This window comes from Streptomyces chattanoogensis, assembly GCF_001294335.1.
Classification (GTDB): Bacteria; Actinomycetota; Actinomycetes; order Streptomycetales; family Streptomycetaceae; genus Streptomyces; species Streptomyces chattanoogensis.
Genome location: NZ_LGKG01000001.1, coordinates 448,101 through 467,381, shown reverse-complemented (window position 1 = coordinate 467,381; position 19,281 = coordinate 448,101). Strand labels below are relative to the sequence as shown.

Here is a 19,281-nt window from a genome sequence, read left to right as displayed (position 1 = left end):
GTCAGGCCACGTTAACGCGCTGGCCGGGCGGCGCCGCCTCCAGCCACGCCAGGAAGCCGGTGAGCGCGTCCTCGCTCATCGCCAGCTCCAGGCGGGTTCCGCGGTGGCTGCAGGCCAGGACGATGGAGTCGGAGAGCAGAGCGAGTTCCTCCTCGCCCTGAGGGGTGCGGCGCTGCAGCACCTCGATGGAGGCGCGCTCGAGGATCCGCCGCGGCCGGGGCGCGTACGAGAACACCCGGAACCACTCGATGCGGTCGCCGTTGTAGCGGGCGACGCCGTAGATCCAGCCCTTGCCGCTGGGGTCGGCGCCCTTCTCGGCGCTGTCCGGTACGTTCCAGCGCAGGCTGCAGTCGAAGGTGCCGCCGGAGCGCTGGATGAGCCGCCTTCGCAGTCCGAAGACGAACAGTCCCAGCAGCACCAGTACCACGACGATGCCGCTCACAAGCAGAGCGAGGACCATCTCGACCGACCTCCTCAGCTCGATGGGTGTTCCCCCGGGCCGTTCGGGCGTGGGGGACGGGAACGCACCTGCATTGCCTCAGCCGCGGGCCGCTCCGGAGGATTCCGGGCAGCCCGCGGCTGAGGATCGATCTCGTCGGCGACGGGGCTCAGTGAACGCCCGTCACCGCACGCAGCCGGACATCGGCGCGACGCTCGGCGGCCGCATCAGCGTCCGACTTCGCTCGCTCCAGGGCCCGCTCCGCGCGCTGGACATCGATCTCGTCCGACAGCTCGGCGATCTCTGCAAGCAGAGACAGCTTGTTGTCGGCGAACGAGATGAAGCCGCCGTGCACGGCGGCGACGACGGTGCCGTCCCCGCTCTCGCCGGTCGTACGAATCGTCACCGGGCCCGACTGCAGCACGCCGAGCAGCGGCTGGTGTCCGGGCATGACGCCGATGTCGCCCGACGAGGTGCGCGCGACGACCAGGCTGGCCTTGCCCGACCAGACCTGACGGTCCGCGGCGACCAACTCGACGTGCAGCTCAGCCACGATGGCTCCTCGGGTCTCCACCTGCCTGGCGTGGCAGATGTTGGGTCAAATACTAGTGGTCGTACGGGCCGGGGGCGGCCAGGGCCGCCCCCGGGACCGGTGCCGGGGTCAGGAGACGCCCAGCTCCTTGGCGTTCTTCTCCAGGTCCTCGATGCCACCGCACATGAAGAAGGCCTGCTCGGGGAAGTGGTCGTACTCGCCGTCCGCGATCGCGTTGAAGGCGTGGATCGACTCGTCTAGCGAGACGTCCGAGCCGTCGACACCGGTGAACTGCTTCGCCACGTGGGTGTTCTGCGACAGGAAGCGCTCGATACGACGGGCGCGGTAGACGGTGAGCTTGTCCTCCTCACCGAGCTCGTCGATACCCAGGATGGAGATGATGTCCTGGAGGTCCTTGTACTTCTGCAGGATCGTCTTGACGCGCGAGGCGCAGTCGTAGTGCTCCTGCGTGATGTAACGCGGGTCCAGGATCCGGGACGTCGAGTCCAGCGGGTCGACCGCCGGGTAGATGCCCTTCTCCGAGATCGGACGCGAGAGAACGGTGGTCGCGTCCAGGTGGGCGAAGGTGGTGGCCGGCGCCGGGTCGGTCAGGTCGTCCGCGGGGACGTAGATCGCCTGCATCGAGGTGATGGAGTGACCACGGGTCGAGGTGATGCGCTCCTGGAGGAGACCCATCTCGTCGGCCAGGTTCGGCTGGTAACCCACCGCGGAGGGCATCCGGCCGAGCAGGGTCGAGACCTCGGAACCGGCCTGGGTGAAGCGGAAGATGTTGTCGATGAAGAACAGCACGTCCTGCTTCTGGACGTCACGGAAGTACTCGGCCATGGTGAGGCCGGCCAGCGCGACGCGCAGACGGGTGCCCGGGGGCTCGTCCATCTGACCGAAGACCAGCGCGGTCTTGTCGATGACGCCGGAGTCCGTCATCTCCTCGATGAGGTCGTTGCCCTCACGGGTGCGCTCACCGACACCGGCGAACACCGACACACCGTCGTGGTTGTTGGCCACGCGGTAGATCATTTCCTGGATCAGAACGGTCTTGCCGACACCGGCACCACCGAACAGACCGATCTTGCCGCCCTTGACGTACGGGGTCAGCAGGTCGATGACCTTGACGCCGGTCTCGAACATCTCGGTCTTGGACTCGAGCTGGTCGAAGGACGGCGCCTTGCGGTGGATGGGCCACCGCTCGGTGACCTCGGCCTCGGCCTCCGGCTTGTTAAGGATCTTGCCAAGGGTGTTGAACACCTTGCCCTTGGTGATGTCACCGACCGGGACGGTGATCCCGGCGCCGGTGTTGGTCACCGTGGCCTGGCGGACCAGACCGTCGGTGGGCTCCATGGAGATCGCCCGGACCAGGCCCTCGCCCAGGTGCTGGGCAACCTCGAGGGTCAGGATCTTCTTGGCCCCGGCCTCGGCCGGGTCGGCGATCTCGACGGTCAGTGCGTTGTAGATGTCCGGCATCGCGTCGACGGGGAACTCCACGTCGACGACCGGGCCGATGACCCGCGCGACGCGGCCCGTCGCCGTGGCCGTCTCAACAGTGGTGGTCATAGTTGTCAGTCACTCCCCGCGGTCGCGTCGGCCAGTGCGGCACTGCCACCGACGATCTCGCTGATTTCCTGGGTGATGTCGGCCTGGCGGGCCGCGTTGGCAAGCCGCGAGAGCGACTTGATGAGCTCTTCTGCATTGTCGGTCGCCGACTTCATCGCGCGCCGGGTGGCGGCGTGCTTGGAGGCGGCGGCCTGCAGGAGTGCGTTGTAGATCCGCGACTCGACGTACCGCGGCAGCAGGGCGTCCAGGACGTCCTCGGCCGACGGCTCGAAGTCGAACAGCGGAAGGATCTCGCCCTTGGACTCGCCCTCCGCCTTCGCCTCGTCGAGGCTGAGCGGCAGCAGACGGTTGTCGAGCGCGGTCTGCGTCATCATCGAGAGGAACTCGGTGTAGACGATGTGGAGTTCGTCCACGCCGCCCTCGGCGGTGTCCTTCTGGACGGCCTCGATCAGCGGCGCGGCAACCGTCTTCGCGTCGGCGTACGTCGGGCTGTCGGTGAAACCGGTCCACGACTCCACGAACGTGCGCTCGCGGAAGCTGTAGTACGACACACCCTTGCGCCCGACGATGTAGGCGTCGACCTCCTTGCCCTCGGCCCGGAGCCGCTCGGTGAGCTGCTCCGCGGCCTTGATGACGTTGGAGGAGTAGCCGCCGGCCAGACCGCGGTCGCTCGTGATGAGCAGCAGCGCGGCCCGGGTCGGCTTCTCGGCCTCGGTCGTCAGCGGGTGCTGGGTGTTCGAACCGGTCGCCACCGCCGTCACCGCGCGGGTCAGTTCACTCGCGTACGGCGTCGATGCCGCCACCTGGCGCTGCGCCTTGACGACGCGCGAGGCGGCGATCATCTCCATCGCCTTGGTGATCTTCTTGGTCGCGGTGACGGAGCGGATGCGACGCTTGTAGACCCGGAGCTGGGCTCCCATGGATCAGGTCCCTTCCGTCGTCGTCACTTGCTGGTGCCGGCCTGGGCGTCCTCGCCGAGCAGCTTGCCGTCCGAGGTCTCGAACTGCTGCTTGAAGCCGTCGACGGCCTCGGAGATCGCACCGATGGTGTCGTCGGACATCTTGCCGCCCTCGCGGATGCTGGTCAGCAGGTCCTTCTTCTCCCGGCGGAGGTAGTCCAGGAGCTCGCGCTCGAAGCGGCGGATGTCCTCGACCGGGACGTTGTCCATCTTGCCGTTGGTGCCGGCCCAGATGGAGATGACCTGGTCCTCGGTGGAGTACGGGGCGTACTGACCCTGCTTGAGCAGCTCGGTCATGCGCTTACCGCGCTCCAGCTGCGCCTTGGAGGCCGCGTCCAGGTCGGAACCGAAGGCGGCGAACGCCTCCAGCTCGCGGTACTGGGCGAGGTCCACGCGAAGCCGGCCGGAGACCTGCTTCATGGCCTTGTGCTGGGCGGAACCACCGACACGGGAGACGGAGATACCGACGTTCAGCGCCGGACGCTGGTTGGCGTTGAACAGGTCCGACTCCAGGAAGCACTGGCCGTCGGTGATGGAGATGACGTTGGTCGGAATGAACGCCGACACGTCGTTCGCCTTGGTCTCGACGATCGGGAGACCGGTCATCGAACCGGCGCCCATGTCGTCGGAGAGCTTGGCGCAGCGCTCCAGCAGACGCGAGTGCAGGTAGAAGACGTCGCCCGGGTAGGCCTCACGGCCCGGCGGACGGCGCAGCAGCAGGGACACGGCGCGGTAGGCGTCGGCCTGCTTCGAAAGGTCGTCGAAGATGATCAGGACGTGCTTGCCCTGGTACATCCAGTGCTGGCCGATGGCCGAGCCGGTGTAGGGCGCCAGGTACTTGAAGCCCGCCGGGTCGGACGCCGGGGCGGCGACGATGGTGGTGTACTCCAGGGCGCCGGCCTCCTCCAGCGCGCCGCGCACGGACGCGATGGTGGAGCCCTTCTGGCCGATGGCGACGTAGATGCAGCGGACCTGCTTCTTCGGGTCGCCCGAGCGCCAGTTGTCGCGCTGGTTGATGATCGTGTCGACGGCCAGGGCGGTCTTGCCGGTCTGGCGGTCACCAATGATCAGCTGACGCTGGCCGCGGCCGATCGGCACCATCGAGTCGACGGCCTTGTAGCCGGTCTCCATCGGCTCGTGCACCGACTTACGGACCATGACGCCCGGGGCCTGCAGCTCCAGGGCGCGGCGGCCCTCGGTCTCGATCTCGCCGAGGCCGTCGATCGGGTTGCCCAGCGGGTCGACGACGCGGCCGAGGTAGCCCTCGCCCACGGCGACCGAGAGCACCTCGCCGGTGCGCTGCACCGACTGGCCCTGCTCGATACCGCTGAACTCACCGAGGATGACCGCACCGATCTCGCGCTCTTCCAGGTTCAGCGCAAGACCGAGCGTGCCGTCCTCGAACTTCAGCAGTTCGTTCGCCATCGCCGAGGGAAGGCCCTCGACGTGCGCGATGCCGTCACCGGCATCGCTGACCGTGCCGACCTCTTCGCGCGAGGCCGCGTCCGGCTTGTACGCCTGGACGAAGTTCTCCAGCGCGTCCCGGATCTCCTCCGGCCGGATCGTGAGCTCCGCCATCTGGGTTCCCTGCTCTCCTTGTTGGGCCCGAAGTTACTTGCGGGTGTCCGAGGGGCTTGTTCCCCCCGGGGGGTTTCCGCTTACGGCCCAACTCGGGCCGCCGTGGTGCTTGTGCTGCGTCGCAGCTGTTGAGTTGGTGGCCGGGTCAGCCGGCCATCCGCCGGTTCGCCTCGTCGAGGCGCTCCGCGATGGTCCCGTTGATGACCTCGTCGCCGATCCGGACCTGGACACCGCCGAGGACCTCGGGGTCCACGTCGAGGTTCAGGTGGATCTGCCGTCCGTACACCCTGGCCAGCGCGGCGCCGAGGCGCTGCCGCTGCCCTTCGCTGAGGGGTGCCGCGGAGGTGACCACCGCGACCATGCGGTCCCGGCGGTGCGCGGCCAGCTTGGAGAGGGCGTCGATCCCTGCTTCCAGGCTACGGCCTCGCGGCGCTCCCACGAGACGGACCACCAGCCGCTCGGTGACCGGGTTGGCCCGGTTCCCCAGCAGCGAGTGCAGCAGCTCCGTCTTGGCCGCGGTCGTCGCGGTGCTGCTCGTCAGCGCGCTGCGCAGCTCGGGGGCCGAGGCGAGGATCCGGCCGAACCGGAACAGCTCGTCCTCGACGTCGTCGAGCGCGCCGGAGCGCTGCGCCGCAGCCAGGTCCGCGCTGTAGCCCAGCTCCTCGATCGCGTCCGTCAGGTCACGCGAGCGCGACCAGCGGGAGCGGACCATGCCGCAGACCAGATCCACGGTCGGGCCGCCGACCTGGCCGCCGAGCAGCCGCCTGGCCAGCTCGGCGCGGGCCTCGCCGCCCTGCGCCGGGTCGGTCAGGACCCGACGCAGCGACACCTCGCGGTCGAGCAGAGCGGTGACGGCAGCCAGCTCCTCGGCGAGCTTCGCCGCGTCGACGGAGGCGTCGTCCGTCAGCGCATCGAGCTGCTCGCGTGCGGAGGCGAGTGCCTCGCGGCTCGCTCCGTTCATCGGCCGGCCTCAGCCTTCGTCGCACCGGCCTCGAGCTCGTCGAGGAAGCGGTCGATGGTCCGGCTCTGCCGGGCGTGGTCCTCGAGGGACTCGCCGACGAGCTTGCCGGCCAGGTCGGTGGCGAGCTTGCCCACGTCCTGGCGCAGCGACTGCGCGGCCGCCTTGCGGTCCGCCGCGATCTGGGCGTGACCGGCGGCGATGATCTCCTCACGCTGCCGCTGGCCCTCGGCGCGCATCTCGGCGATGAGCGTCGCGCCCTGCTCCTGCGCCTCCTGGCGCAGTCGCGCGGCCTCGTGGCGGGCGTCGGCCAGCTGTGCCCGGTAGTCCGCGAGCACCTGCTGCGCCTCGGCCTGGAGTGCCTCGGCCTCCTCCATACGGCCTTCGATCTGGCGCCGGCGCTCGTCCAGAACATTGTTGATGTTCGGGAGGAGCTTCTTGGCCAGGATGCCGAAGACGATGAAGAAGGCGACCAGGCCGATGACCAGCTCTGGAATCGGCGGGAACAGGGGGTTCTCAGGAACCTCCGCCGCCATGTTGACCAGGGTCACAACAATGCCTTCCGTCTAATTGGGCGTCGTCGGGCGTTCCGCTTACGCGTACGCGTAACCCATGACGATGCCGATGAGGGCGAGCGCCTCACAGAAGGCGAAACCCATGATCTGGTTGGTACGGATCAGGCCGGCCGCCTCGGGCTGACGGGCGAGGGCCTGGGTGCCGTTACCGAAGATGATGCCGACGCCGACGCCGGGGCCGATGGCCGCGAGGCCGTAACCAACGGAGGCGATGTTGCCGTGGAGGCCTTCGGCGGCGAGGGTCTGGAGAGCGGACATGCCGGTTCTTCCTTCTCTTTCAAGGACCGGTGGGGGTTGGCCACCGGACGACTGGTGGTTTGCGGGAGCCGGGGTGCTCAGTGGTTCTCGGCGAGCGCGCCCTGGACGTAGTTGCAGGCCAGGAGCACGAAGACGTACGCCTGGACGGCCTGGATGAAGAGCTCGAAGGCGGTCATCACGATGGTCATCACGAACGACGCGCTCGCGTAGACGATGCCGATGCCGTTCAGCAGGTACCAGCTGGCGATGGTGAACATCAGGATCAGCATGTGGCCCGCGAACATGTTCGCGAAGAGCCGGACCGCGTGGGTGAAGGGGCGGATCAGCAGGTGCTGGAGCAGCTCGAGCACCATGATCAGCGGGAGGACCCAGCCGAGCGACTTGTCGTAGCCGGAGAGGTTCTTCAGAGCGCCGACGAATCCGTGCTTCTTGAAGGTCAGCGACATCCAGAGGATGTAGACGATCAGCGCGAGCCCGAGCGGGAAGGCGATGATCGAGGTGACCGGGAACGCGGCGACCGGAACGATCGACCAGATGTTCATGATCCACACGAAGAAGAACAGCGACACCATGAAGGGGACGTACTTGTCGCCCTCCTTCTTGCCGAGCGCGTCATAGACGAGCCCGCGGCGCACGAAGTCGTATCCCGCTTCGCCGATCATCTGCAGCTTGCCGGGGACCACCTTGGCCCTGCCGAATGCGGCCCAGAAGAACCACACGACCACGACCGTGCTCAGCAGGGCGAGCAGCATCGGCTTGTTGAACTCGAAGCCACCGACGGTGAAGAGCGGCTCGAAGACGAACGAATGAAGGCCCGGGGACTCGAAGCCACACCCCGGAATAAAGAGGTGGCAATTCGCGTCGAAGGCGAGCATCGTTTCAGCACTCACCGCGGGCTCCTTCAGCGTGGCGCATGGGTACGGCAACCTCGTTGTGTCGGCGCGGCGTTGAGCCACGGAGCGGCACTGGACTGGTCTTACGGATAAGGGGGCGGCTGGCCGGCGCTGGGCCGGGCCGGATCACAGGCATCGGCCGCGAGAACTGCCCGTCGCCTCGTATGGAGTCTGGGAGCTCAGCCGCCTGCGCCCTCTGTGCCGCAGTTGGCACCGGACGATAGCAGGCCCGCATGAGGGCATTTATCCCGGCCCTACGTCTCACGTCGGCGACCCCGCCGTCTCCGCGTTCTTCGATTCCGCGGAGTCGGGATTCACGTACAGAATCTTCTCCTTCATATGACCGCGGGTCTGGGCCGCGATCCATACGAGGGTGGCGCCGAGCAGGGTGAGCGCAAACGCCTTGGTGTCGAAGAGCGTTGTGCCCTTGAACGCGATCACGAAGACCGCGACGAGCAGGATCTGCACGGTGTACAGCAGCAGGCCCATCATCTGGAACAGCTGCGGAAGCTTCTTGGCGGTCTGCTGCAGGACGGCGAGCCCCACGCCCATCACGAGCACCGTCAGCACGGTGCCGACGACGGCGCCGATCACTGCCTTCCCGCCCGCGGCCACCGCGCTCACGGCAACGGCGACAGCACCGAGGGCGAGCGTGGGCACAACGGCGGAAAGGAGTAGTCGGGCGTCATTCGACTGCATGGCGGCGCTCCGGCAAGGGGTGGGGGTGATGTCGTCAAGGACGAGCGTAGACCCGGCCTGAGGCAGAACCTGATGCCAAAGGGCCGTCGCACTACGGTCCTTCGGCTGTGTCGCCGGGTTTCGTGAACGGTATCACAAACTATTTGATGAGGTCTTTACCTGGTTCGTGTGGACCCTGTCACACCTGAGCGTGAACGTGCGCGTTGGTGCACTGACAGCCCGGTAAATGTCTGGTATGGGGTCAACCATGGCGATTTTTGACCCCCATCAGGGCGACACGGTCACCGTTTCAGCGGTTACTTCCCGCCTTACGGCGATCCACGAAGCGTGACCGGTCGCCGATCGCGGTGGCCCCGTGGATGCCGGCCGGGACGGGCTCGGGCTGCTCCTCGGCGTCGGCGGAGGGCTCGCCGGCCGCCGCGACCGACTCGCGCCGACTGCGGCGGTAACGCGGCGGAACCGCCCACTCCGCCCAGCGCGGCGCCCGCGGTGTGAAGCGCGGCAGCAGAAGCAGCACCAGACCCACCGCGCTCAGCAGCACGATGCCCAGCACGATCCACATGCTCGCGTTGTTCACCGAGTACGCCACCGCGCCGAAGGCGATCAGCGCCGACCAGAAGTACATGATCAGCACCGCGCGGCTGTGCGAATGGCCGATTTCCAGCAGCCGGTGGTGCAGATGACCGCGGTCGGCGGCGAACGGCGACTGGCCCTTCCAGGTACGTCGCACGATGGCCAGGATCAGGTCGGCGACCGGCACCGCGATGACCGTCAGCGGCAGCAGGAGCGGGATGTAGACCGGCACCATCGCGTGGGTGGCCTCCCGCACACCGCCGGTCTTCTCGCCCAGCAGGTCCGGGTCGACCTGACCGGTCACCGAGACCGCCCCGGCGGCCATCACCAGGCCGATCAGCATCGAGCCCGAGTCGCCCATGAAGATCCGCGCCGGGTGCATGTTGTGCGGCAGGAAGCCCAGGCACATCCCCATCAGCACGACCGAGAACAGCGTGGCCGGCGCGGCCGCCTCGATGCCGTAGCCGAACCACATCCGGTACGCGTACATGAAGAACGCCGCGGCGGCGATGCACACCATGCCGGAGGCCAGGCCGTCCAGGCCGTCGACGAAATTGACGGCGTTGATGGTGACGACGACCAGCGCGACGGTCAGCAGTGTGCCCTGCATCGGCGTCAGCGAGACCGTGCCCACACCGGGGACCGGAATCCACAGGATGGTCAGGCCCTGGAGGACCATCACCCCCGCGGCGATCATCTGGCCGCCGAGCTTGACCAGGGCGTCCACGCCCCATTTGTCGTCCAGCACCCCGAGCACCCAGATCAGCGCGGCACCCGACAGCAGGGCCTGCGGCTCGTTGGAGCTGGCGAAGAGGGACTTGAGGTTCGTCAGATGCGAGGCGACCAGGAGACCCGCGCACAGCCCGCCGAACATCGCGATACCGCCGAGCCGCGGTGTCGGCTCGCGGTGTACGTCACGCGCGCGGATCTCCGGCATCGCACCGGCCGCGATCGCGAATTTCCGCACCGGCCCGGTCAGCAGGTAGGTCACCGCGGCCGTGACGCACAGCGTCAGCAGGTATTCACGCACGGGCTGCCCCAGAGGTATAGCTGGCCATCACAGCCCCACACCCTATGCGTGTCCGCCCCCTGGCCGTGAATACAGGTAAAGACGCACCCGCCCGCCGGACGGTTCCCGCCGCGTCCCCGGCGGCCCCGGACGGCGCCGTCCGCCCGTGATCAGCCGCGATCGGGGTACGGCGGGAAGCGGTGGACCAGTGCCCGCGTCTCCGCGCGCGCCGTACCGTCCTCCCGCAGCGCCGCGGCGATCAGCTCGGCGATCCGGTGCATCTCCGGCTCGCCCATCCCCTGCGTCGTCACCGCGGCGGTGCCCAGCCGCAGGCCGTTCCGCAGGGCCGTGCGCGTGTCCGGCACCGCGGCGCACGGCAGCGCGCAGGTGTCCAGCACGATCCCGGCGGCCGCCAGCCGCCCCCGGGCGGTACGCGCATCCACCGCGAGCGGTGTGGTGTCGGCGGTGATCAGATGCGTGTCGGTCCCGCCGGTGGAGACCGTCAGCCCCTGCTCCGCCAGCGCCCGCGCGAGCCGCCGGGCGTTGGCGACGACCTGATGGGCGTACGCGCCGAAGGCGGGCGCGGCGGCCTCCGCGAAGGCGACGGCCTTGGCGGCGACCGCGTTCATCTGGGCGCCCCCCTGGGTGAAGGGGAACACCGCCCGGTCGATCCGCTCGGCCAGCTCCGCACCGCACAGCACCATCCCGCCGCGCGGCCCGCGCAGCACCTTGTGGGTGGTGCCGCACACCACATGCGCGTACGGGACCGGGCTGGGCGCCGCGCCCCCGGCGATCAGCCCCATGGGGTGGGCCACATCCGCGATCACATAGGCGCCGACCTCGTCCGCGATCTCCCGGAACGCCGCATAGTCGATGTGCCGGGGATACGAGATCGAGCCGCACACGATCGCCCTGGGGCGGTGGGTGCGGGCCAGCGCCAGGATCGCGTCGTAGTCGAGCCGCCCGGTCTCCTCGTCGACGCCGTAGCCGACGAAGTCGAACCAGCGGCCGGAGAAGTTGGCGGGCGATCCGTGGGTGAGATGGCCGCCGTGCGGGAGGGACATGGCCAGGACGGTGTCTCCCGGGCGCAGCAGGGCGGCGTAGGCGGCCAGCACGGCCGAAGACCCGCTGTGGGGCTGGACGTTGGCGTGTTCGGCGCCGAACAGGGCCGTGGCGCGCTCCACGGCGATCCGCTCGGCGAGGTCGACGATTTCGCAACCGCCGTGGTGCCGGGCGCCGGGATATCCCTCGGCGTATTTGTTGCCGAGCGGGGAGCCGAGGACGGCGAGCACCGCGGGCGAGGTGAAGTTCTCCGCGGCGATCAGCTGGAGGCCGTCGGCCTGTCGGGCGCTCTCCCCCAGCAGCACCCCGGCGATCTCCGGGTCCTGGCGCAGCAGCGCGTCGAAGTCCGGGGCACCGGCCGGGCGGGCGGCGCCGTCGCGGGCGGCGGCCCGTGCCCGCTCCTCGGCGGCCTTGTGCTGGCTGCGGGCTGACGCGGTGGTGGACATCGCTGGCTCCGGGCCTCGTACGGGGACGTAAGTCCAATGTAGGCGCGGAGGGGCGATCGGGCGCGGCGTGCGGGCAACGGGGCACCCCGCGGCGGGGCCGGCCGGGGCAGGAGCCGTTGGTGGTTGCGGCCGGAGGCCGGGGAGTGCTGGTGCGCCCCCGGTGCCGCTAGGCGCGCGCCGGGACCCCCGTGAGCGCCGTGACGACCGGGTCCAGCGCCTGGTTGATCTCGTCCCCGATGGAGCGGAAGAAGGTGATGGGCGCGCCGTAGGGGTCGTAGACCTCGTCGGACTCCGGGTTGGGCGCCAGCAGCCAGCCGCGCAGCGCGGCGGCCGCGCCCACCAGTGCACGGGCCCGCTCGACCAGCCCGCCGTCCGGCAGGTCCGGGTCCGGGTCCGGCAGCGTGGCCGGGTCTATGGCCCGCACCAGGCGGTTGAACTCCTTGAGCGTGAAGGTCCGCAGTCCCGCCGAATGGCCCATGGAGATGACCTGGGCGCGGTGGTCACGGGTCGCGGTGAGCACCAGGTCGGCGCGGATGACGTGCTCGTCGAGCAGCTCACGGCCGATGAAGCCGGCCGGGTCCGCGCCGTAGTCGCTGCACACGGTGGCGGCGTGCGCCTCCATGGGAGCGCCTTCGTGCCCCCAGGTGCCCGCGCTCTCCACCAGCAGCCCGCCGCTGCGCTGCGCGCCGAGCCGCAGCTCCAGCGCACGCCGGTGGAGCCGCTCGGTGATCGGCGAGCGGCAGACGTTGCCGGTGCTGACGTGCAGGATCCGGAAAGGGCGCTGCGGGGGGAGAAGGAGGTCGTCGCCGGGTCCCGCTATGCCACGCCCCAGGGGCGCCATCAATTGGCCACCTCGAGCTCGGGTACCACCTTGCGCAGCTCGTCCGCGCTGATCGCGCCCTCGCGCAGCAGCACCGGGATCTTGCCGGTGACATCGACGATGGAGGACGGTACGGCGGCGGGGGTGGGGCCGCCGTCGAGGTAGACGGAGACCGAGTCCCCCAGCATCTCCTGGGCGGCGTCGCAGTCCTGCGGCGACGGGTGACCGGTGAGATTGGCGCTGGAGACGGCCATCGGGCCGAATTCGGTGAGCAGCTCGATCGCGACGGGGTGCAGCGGCATCCGCACCGCGACCGTGCCGCGGGTCTCGCCCAGGTCCCAGGTCAGCGACGGCTGGTGCTTGGCGACGAGGGTGAGCGCGCCGGGCCAGAAGGCGTCGACCAGCTCCCAGGCCTGCTCGGAGAAGTCGGTGACCAGGCCGTGCAGGGTGTTGGGCGAGCCGACCAGGACCGGCGAGGGCATCCCGCGGCCGCGGCCCTTGGCCTCCAGCAGATCCCCGACGGCCTCGGCACTGAAGGCGTCCGCACCGACCCCGTAGACGGTGTCGGTCGGCAGCACGACCAGCTCGCCGCGGCGGACGGCCGAGGCGGCCTCCCGCAGACCGGTCGCGCGGTCGGTCGCGTCGTTGCAGTCGTAGCGCCGTGCCATTTACGAGACCTCCTCGTGCGGAACGAATACTTCACATGCGGCGGATACGGCGGATGCGTCGGGTACACCGGCCGCATCGGGCGCCTGGGCGGTACGCGTCATGGCGTCGCCCGGCGCGCGGTGGCGAAACGGGGCCGGTTGTTGAGATCGGGATGGTCGGCCGCATCCGCCCACCCCTTCTCCTCGGTGAAGATCCACGGCACCTGACCGCCCTGGGTGTCGGCGTGCTCGACGACGACCACGCCGCCGGGCCGCAGCAGACGGTGTGCGGTCCGCTCGATGCCGCGGATGGTGTCGAGCCCGTCCTCGCCGGAGAACAGCGCGAGCTCGGGGTCGTGGTCGCGGGCCTCGGGCGCGACGTACTCCCACTCGGTCAGCGGGATGTACGGCGGGTTGGAGACCACCAGGTCGACCTGTCCGTCCAGCTCGGGCAGCGCGGTGAGCGCATCGCCCTGGTGGAGCTGGACCCGGGACCCCTCGACGTTCTTCCGGGCGTAGCGCAGGGCCTCCTCGGACAGCTCCACGGCGTGCACCCGCGAACGCGGCACCTCCTGGGCGAGGGCCAGGGCGATGGCCCCGGAGCCCGTGCACAGGTCGACGATCAGCGGCTCGACGACGTCCATGGCCCGTACGGCGTCTATCGCCCAGCCGACCACCGACTCGGTCTCCGGACGGGGTACGAACACCCCTGGCCCGACGGTGAGTTCGAGGTAGCGGAAGAAGGCGCGGCCGGTGATGTGCTGCAGCGGCTCGCGGGCCTCGCGGCGGGCGACGGCCTCCCAGTAGCGGGCGTCGAAGTCCGCGTCGGGGACCGTGTGCAGCTGGCTCCGCTTGACGCCGTGCACATGTGCGGCGAGCTCCTCGGCGTCGAACCGCGGTGAGGGCACGCCGGCGTCGGCCAGCCGCTGGGTGGCCTGGGCCACCTCTGCGAGCAGCAGGTTCACGGGGAGTCCTCCAGCCGGTACGTACAGGTCTTGCGGGTTTGCTCGGTGCTGCTTTACTGCGCGGCGGCGAGCTTGGCCGCCGAGTCGGCGTCGACGCACGCCTGGATGACCGCATCCAGCTCACCGTCGAGCACCTGGTCCAAGTTGTACGCCTTGAAGCCGACGCGGTGGTCCGAAATGCGGTTTTCCGGGAAGTTGTAGGTGCGGATCTTCTCGGAGCGGTCGACGGTGCGCACCTGGCTGCGGCGGGCGTCGGCGGCCTCCTGCTCGGCGGCCTCCTGGGCCGCGGCCAGCAGCCTCGAGCGCAGGATGCGCAGCGCCTGCTCCTTGTTCTGGAGCTGGCTCTTCTCGTTCTGGCAGGAGGCGACGACCCCGGTGGGCAGGTGGGTGATGCGCACCGCGGAGTCGGTGGTGTTGACGGACTGGCCGCCGGGGCCCGAGGAGCGGTAGACGTCGATCCGCAGCTCGTTCATGTTGATCTCGACGTCGACCTCTTCGGCCTCGGGGGTCACCAGGACGCCGGCCGCGGAGGTGTGGATCCGGCCCTGCGACTCGGTGGCGGGCACCCGCTGCACGCGGTGCACCCCGCCCTCGTACTTCAGCCGCGCCCAGACGCCCTGGCCGGGCTCGGTCGCGCCGTTGCCGCCCTTGGTCTTCACGGCGACCTGGACGTCCTTGTAGCCGCCGAGCTCGGACTCGGTGGAGTCGATGATCTCGGTCTTCCAGCCGATGCGCTCGGCGTAGCGCAGATACATCCGCAGCAGATCGCCGGCGAAGAGTGCGGACTCGTCGCCGCCCGCGCCCGCCTTGATCTCGAGGATGACGTCCTTGTCGTCGCTGGGGTCGCGCGGTACGAGCAGCAGCCGCAGCTTCTCGGTGAGCTCCTCGCGCCGTGCGTCGAGCTCCTTGACCTCGTCGGCGAAGTCCGGGTCGTCCGCGGCCAGTTCGCGCGCGGTTTCCATGTCCTCGCCGGCCTGCCGCCAGGAGCGGTAGGTCGCGATGATCGGGGTCAGCTCGGAGTAGCGCTTGTTGAGCCGCGTGGCCTCGCGCTGGTCGGCATGGACCGCGGGGTCGGCCAGCCGCTTCTCGAGGTCGGCGTGCTCGCCGACCAGTTCCTCGACCGCCTCGAACATCGTGGGGTTCCTCTACTGGCTGTGACTACCGGGGACGGGCCCCGGACCCCGGGCCGGACGGCGGGGGGCCGGACGACAAAGACGCCGGTCCGGTCACCCCCATCCAGGGGCGACCGCGAACCGGCGCCTTGCGGGTCGCTACTTCTTGGCGGCTGCGGCGGACTTGCCGAAGCGGGCCTCGAAGCGGGCCACGCGGCCGCCGGTGTCCATGATCTTCTGCTTGCCCGTGTAGAACGGGTGGCACTCGGAGCAGATGTCGGCGCGGATGCTGCCGCCGGCAACGGTGCTGCGGGTGGTGAACGACGCGCCACAGGTGCAGCTGACCTGGGTCTCGACGTACTCCGGGTGGATGTCGCGCTTCAAGGGATTCTCCTAGGTTCGGGAGTGCACCGGGTCGTGTCGCGGGTTGCGTCACGTGAACCGGGGCCGACGGTCCAGTCTGCCAGGACTAGCCGTATCTCCCAAAACCGGGGTACGTGCGCAACTATTCCCCGGGGTGTCCGCCGCCCGGAACCGGGGCCCGTACGGCCCCGACGCCGGGGCACCACGGCTACTTCACGTACCGGCCCGTGCCGCCCTGGTCACCGGCCGAGCCCTTGATCGCATCCTTCGGGATGGCGCGGTCCTGCCGCAGCGCGTCCCAGACCTGCTTGCCCTGCCTGGCCAGCGGCACCACCCGGTCCGGGTTGGCCGGGTCGTAGGTCACCGGCAGCGTCACCATGTCGATGTTCTCCGACCCGATGGCGCCCAGGCTCTTGGCCAGTCCGGTCAGCTCGCCCACCGAGTTGAGATCGGTGTCGGTGGTGATGGCCTTGGTGGCGGTGTCCGCGATGTCATAGAGCTTGGCGGGGTTGGTGAGCACCCCGACGTTCCTGACCTGGTTCATCAGCGCCTTGACGAAGGTCTGCTGGAGCTGGATGCGGCCCAGGTCGCTGCCGTCGCCGCCGGGCACGCCGTGCCGGGTCCGGACGAGACCGAGCGCGTTCTCGCCGTTGAGCGTGTGCTTGCCGGCCGGCAGATGCAGGTGGCTGTTGTTGTCGTCGATCGGCTTGGTGGTGGTGATGTCCACACCGCCCAGCGCGTCGATGAGCCGCTTGAAGCCGGTGAAGTCCACCTCGATGAAGTGGTCCATCCGGATGCCGCTGATCGACTCGACGGTCTTGACGGCGCAGGCCGGGCCGCCGACCTCGTAGGCGGTGTTGAACATCGCCCGCTGCGAGCCCGGGAGGGACCGGCCGTCCTTGGTGCAGTCGGGCCGCTTGACCATCGTGTCGCGCGGGATGCTCACCACACTGGCCTTCTTGTGGCCCTTGTAGACGTGCACGATCATCGCGGTGTCGGAGCGGGCGCCGCCCTCGTCCCGGCCGTACTCGCCGTTCTTCCCCGCCCGGGAGTCCGAGCCCATCACCAGGATGTCCATCGAGCCGTTGTCGACGTTCTGCGGGCGGTCGTGGCCGAGGGCGGCGTTGATGTCGACGCCCTTGAGGTTGCCGTTCAGCTTGAAATAGACGTACCCCAGCCCGGCCCCGCCGAGCAGTAGGACGCTGACCAGCGCGCACAACGTGATGGTCAGGGCCCTGCGGCGCCGGGTCGGGCCCTTGCGCCGGCGGCCCGTGGCACGTATGCCGCGGGCACGGCTTCCGGCCGTCATCGCGGTCCCGTTGCTGTCGGCCATCTGCTCCTCAGTCCTTGGTCGCTCGGCTGCCGCCTCGCCGGCCGTGTTCCGTACATGACGGCCCTGTGGTGTCTGGTCAGACGGGAGGCTGACGGGAAGGGTTGCACAGCGTGGTGTGAGGGCTTTCTTAGAAAACCGGCCGGCCGGTGCGCGGCGGTCCGGGACTTTGGTCCCTCTCACCAGCGCTTACGGCATGTTTTCGGACATTGCGTGAACAGTTGTGTGATCTTCGGGGCTGTGCGGAAGGTCTCAGCGGCGGGCGCCCCCGGGGCGGCGCGCATCACACAGGAGAGCGGACAGCACGGAGCCCTCCCCACCCACAGGGGTGAGGAGGGCTCCGTGTGCGGCGTCGCCGAGGGCGTCAGTCGTTGCCGTTGCCCGTGGTCGGCGTCGTCTTCTGGATCTGCAGCAGGAACTCCGCGTTGGACTTCGTCTGCTTCATCTTGTCCAGCAGCAGCTCGATGGCCTGCTGCTGGTCCAGGGCGTGCAGCACCCGGCGCAGCTTCCAGACGATGGCCAGCTCGTCGCTGCCCATGAGGATCTCTTCCTTACGGGTGCTGGACGCGTCCACGTCCACCGCCGGGAAGATGCGCTTGTCCGAGAGCTTGCGGTCGAGCTTGAGCTCGAGGTTGCCGGTGCCCTTGAACTCCTCGAAGATCACCTCGTCCATCCGCGAACCGGTCTCGACCAGCGCGGTGGCCAGGATGGTCAGCGAACCGCCGTCCTCGATGTTGCGCGCGGCACCGAAGAAGCGCTTCGGCGGGTAGAGCGCGGTCGAGTCGACACCACCGGACAGAATGCGGCCGGAGGCGGGCGCCGCGAGGTTGTACGCGCGGCCCAGACGGGTGATGGAGTCCAGCAGGACAACGACGTCGTGACCCAGCTCCACGAGCCGCTTGGCCCGCTCGATGGCCAGCTCGGCGACGGTGGTGTGGTCCTCGGCCGGACGGTCGAAGGTCGAGGAGATGACCTCGCCCTTGACCGACCGCTGCATGTCGGTGACCTCTTCGGGACGCTCGTCGACGAGGACGACCATCAGGTGGCACTCGGGGTTGTTGCGGGTGATCGAGTTGGCGATCGCCTGCATGATCATGGTCTTGCCGGTCTTCGGCGGGGCCACGATCAGACCGCGCTGGCCCTTGCCGATGGGCGTGACCAGATCGATGATCCGGGTCGTCAGACCGCCCGACTCGCCCTCCAGGCGCAGCCGCTCCTGCGGGTAGAGCGGCGTCAGCTTGCCGAACTCCGGCCGCTGGCGGCCCTGTTCGGGCGCCACGCTGTTGACGGTGTCCAGGCGGACCAGCGCGTTGAACTTCTCGCGCCGCTCGCCGTCCTTGGGCTGGCGGACCGCGCCGGTGACGTGGTCACCCTTGCGCAGGCCGTTCTTGCGGACCTGGGCGAGCGAGACGTACACGTCGTTCGGGCCGGGCAGGTAGCCCGAGGTCCGGATGAACGCGTAGTTGTCGAGGATGTCGAGGATGCCCGCGACCGGGATCAGGACGTCGTCCTCGGAGACCTGCGGCTCGCCGCCGAACTCCTCACGGCCGCCGCGACGGCCCCGGCGGTCGCGGTAGCGGCCGCGACGGCCCCGGCGGCCGCCCTCGAAGTCGTCCTCGTCCTCCACACGGCGGTCCCGCTGACGGCCGCCGCCCTGGCCGCCGTCGCCCGCGTCACCCTTGCGGCGGTCGCCGCGGTCACCGCGGTCGCCGCGGTCACGGTCGCGCTGGCCGCGCTGGCCGCGGCCCTCGCGGTCGCCCTTCTGCTGGCGGTCGCCGCGGTCCTGACGGTCCTTGGCCGGTCGGCCCTCGGCGGTCTCCACCGCGGCCTCGGCCTTGGCGTCGGCCTTCACCTCGGTCTTCGCCTCGACCTTGGTGTCGGTCTTGAGGTCGCCGGCGGCGGCCTCGGGGCTGCCCGCGGCGGCGGTGGCCCGGCGCCGGCGGCGCTCACCGGCCGGCTGCTCGTCGGTGGGCTGGCCGGGGATCTCGATCTGCTGCTGGGCGGCCGCGGGCTGCTCGGCGGCCTTGCCGCCCTTGGCGGCCTTCTCGGCGCTCTTGTCCGCGTCCTCACCCGTACGGGCCTTGGAGGTCGTACGGCGCTTCGGCTTGGTCTCGGCGGCGGGCGCGTCGGCCTTGGCCGGGGCGCCGGAGCCGCCGGCCTGCTTCTCCTTGATGACCTCGATCAGCTGGCTCTTGCGCATCCGCGCGGTGCCCTTGATGCCGAGGCCGGAGGCAACCTGCTGCAGCTCCGCCAGGACCATGCCCTCAAGGCCGGTGCCGGAACGGCGGCGACGCGTGGTTGCAGGCGCGGCGGGAGCGTCCGTGGCGGGCGCGGTGGCACTGCCATCGGTGCGCACGCCCATCAGATCGGTGGTGTCGCTCACGAAGGGTCCTTCCCTGGAGCGGGCGTCGGCCTGTCTGGCTCGGCGACCGGGTTGTGCTGTCCGGCTCGATGTCCTTGGTCTTGCGGACCGGGCCGGGGCGGTGGTCCCG

At 69.6% G+C, this 19,281-nt stretch carries 19 protein-coding genes; all 19 read right to left on the bottom strand.

Going from position 1 to position 19,281, the window contains the following annotated elements; all coding sequences use genetic code 11:
- Position 1: 1 nt before the first annotated feature.
- Positions 2–460 carry a DUF2550 domain-containing protein gene (locus tag ADL29_RS02070; RefSeq protein WP_046925976.1) on the bottom strand — a complete coding sequence of 153 codons (459 nt, stop codon included), beginning with the start codon at positions 458–460 and terminating at the stop codon, positions 2–4.
- A gap of 148 nt (positions 461–608) precedes the next feature.
- Positions 609–992 (bottom strand): F0F1 ATP synthase subunit epsilon, encoded by a 384-nt coding sequence (locus ADL29_RS02065; protein ID WP_030065547.1) that lies wholly within the window; start codon positions 990–992, stop codon positions 609–611.
- Between the two features lie 108 nt (positions 993–1,100).
- Entirely contained in the window at positions 1,101–2,543 is a 1,443-nt protein-coding gene (atpD, locus tag ADL29_RS02060; RefSeq protein WP_053922039.1) for a F0F1 ATP synthase subunit beta, read from the bottom strand.
- A 5-nt stretch (positions 2,544–2,548) separates the two neighbouring features.
- Entirely contained in the window at positions 2,549–3,463 is a 915-nt protein-coding gene (locus tag ADL29_RS02055; protein WP_046925978.1) for a F0F1 ATP synthase subunit gamma, read from the bottom strand.
- A gap of 23 nt (positions 3,464–3,486) precedes the next feature.
- The gene (atpA, locus tag ADL29_RS02050; RefSeq protein WP_053922038.1) at positions 3,487–5,079 is read right to left on the bottom strand and encodes a F0F1 ATP synthase subunit alpha; all 1,593 of its coding nucleotides are present in this window, start codon (positions 5,077–5,079) and stop codon (positions 3,487–3,489) included.
- A 145-nt stretch (positions 5,080–5,224) separates the two neighbouring features.
- Complete coding sequence (locus ADL29_RS02045) at positions 5,225–6,040, bottom strand: F0F1 ATP synthase subunit delta (protein ID WP_046925980.1); 816 nt, start codon at positions 6,038–6,040, stop codon at positions 5,225–5,227.
- A complete protein-coding gene (locus tag ADL29_RS02040) occupies positions 6,037–6,573 on the bottom strand; it encodes a F0F1 ATP synthase subunit B (protein ID WP_053922229.1) in 537 nt (178 codons plus the stop codon). The genes ADL29_RS02045 and ADL29_RS02040 overlap by 4 nt, the downstream gene beginning before the upstream one ends.
- A 57-nt stretch (positions 6,574–6,630) precedes the next feature.
- Entirely contained in the window at positions 6,631–6,870 is a 240-nt protein-coding gene (gene atpE / locus ADL29_RS02035; protein ID WP_046925981.1) for an ATP synthase F0 subunit C, read from the bottom strand.
- A gap of 77 nt (positions 6,871–6,947) precedes the next feature.
- Positions 6,948–7,745, bottom strand: coding sequence for a F0F1 ATP synthase subunit A (atpB, locus tag ADL29_RS02030; RefSeq protein ID WP_053922037.1), 798 nt, complete (start codon positions 7,743–7,745; stop codon positions 6,948–6,950).
- A gap of 279 nt (positions 7,746–8,024) precedes the next feature.
- Positions 8,025–8,462, bottom strand: coding sequence for a hypothetical protein (locus ADL29_RS02025; protein WP_046925983.1), 438 nt, complete (start codon positions 8,460–8,462; stop codon positions 8,025–8,027).
- A gap of 289 nt (positions 8,463–8,751) precedes the next feature.
- On the bottom strand, positions 8,752–10,077 hold the full coding sequence (locus ADL29_RS02020) for an MraY family glycosyltransferase (protein ID WP_053922036.1): 1,326 nt from the start codon (positions 10,075–10,077) through the stop codon (positions 8,752–8,754).
- A gap of 137 nt (positions 10,078–10,214) precedes the next feature.
- Positions 10,215–11,552: a serine hydroxymethyltransferase gene (locus tag ADL29_RS02015; RefSeq protein WP_053922035.1), complete on the bottom strand. Its 1,338-nt coding sequence runs from the start codon at positions 11,550–11,552 to the stop codon at positions 10,215–10,217.
- A gap of 166 nt (positions 11,553–11,718) precedes the next feature.
- Positions 11,719–12,396: an arsenate reductase/protein-tyrosine-phosphatase family protein gene (locus tag ADL29_RS02010; RefSeq protein ID WP_388262550.1), complete on the bottom strand. Its 678-nt coding sequence runs from the start codon at positions 12,394–12,396 to the stop codon at positions 11,719–11,721.
- Positions 12,393–13,040: an L-threonylcarbamoyladenylate synthase gene (locus ADL29_RS02005; RefSeq protein ID WP_046925985.1), complete on the bottom strand. Its 648-nt coding sequence runs from the start codon at positions 13,038–13,040 to the stop codon at positions 12,393–12,395. Before ADL29_RS02005 ends, ADL29_RS02010 begins: the two co-directional genes overlap by 4 nt.
- Positions 13,041–13,138: 98 nt before the next feature.
- The gene (gene prmC / locus ADL29_RS02000) at positions 13,139–13,984 is read right to left on the bottom strand and encodes a peptide chain release factor N(5)-glutamine methyltransferase (protein WP_053922034.1); all 846 of its coding nucleotides are present in this window, start codon (positions 13,982–13,984) and stop codon (positions 13,139–13,141) included.
- 53 nt (positions 13,985–14,037) lie between these two features.
- Positions 14,038–15,117: a peptide chain release factor 1 gene (gene prfA, locus ADL29_RS01995; protein ID WP_053922033.1), complete on the bottom strand. Its 1,080-nt coding sequence runs from the start codon at positions 15,115–15,117 to the stop codon at positions 14,038–14,040.
- A 138-nt stretch (positions 15,118–15,255) separates the two neighbouring features.
- On the bottom strand, positions 15,256–15,480 hold the full coding sequence (rpmE, locus tag ADL29_RS01990; protein ID WP_030065532.1) for a 50S ribosomal protein L31: 225 nt from the start codon (positions 15,478–15,480) through the stop codon (positions 15,256–15,258).
- Positions 15,481–15,667: 187 nt separating this feature from the next.
- Positions 15,668–16,792 (bottom strand): LCP family protein, encoded by a 1,125-nt coding sequence (locus ADL29_RS01985; RefSeq protein WP_053922032.1) that lies wholly within the window; start codon positions 16,790–16,792, stop codon positions 15,668–15,670.
- Positions 16,793–17,153: 361 nt separating this feature from the next.
- A complete protein-coding gene (gene rho / locus ADL29_RS01980; protein WP_053922031.1) occupies positions 17,154–19,172 on the bottom strand; it encodes a transcription termination factor Rho in 2,019 nt (672 codons plus the stop codon).
- Positions 19,173–19,281: the final 109 nt, after the last annotated feature.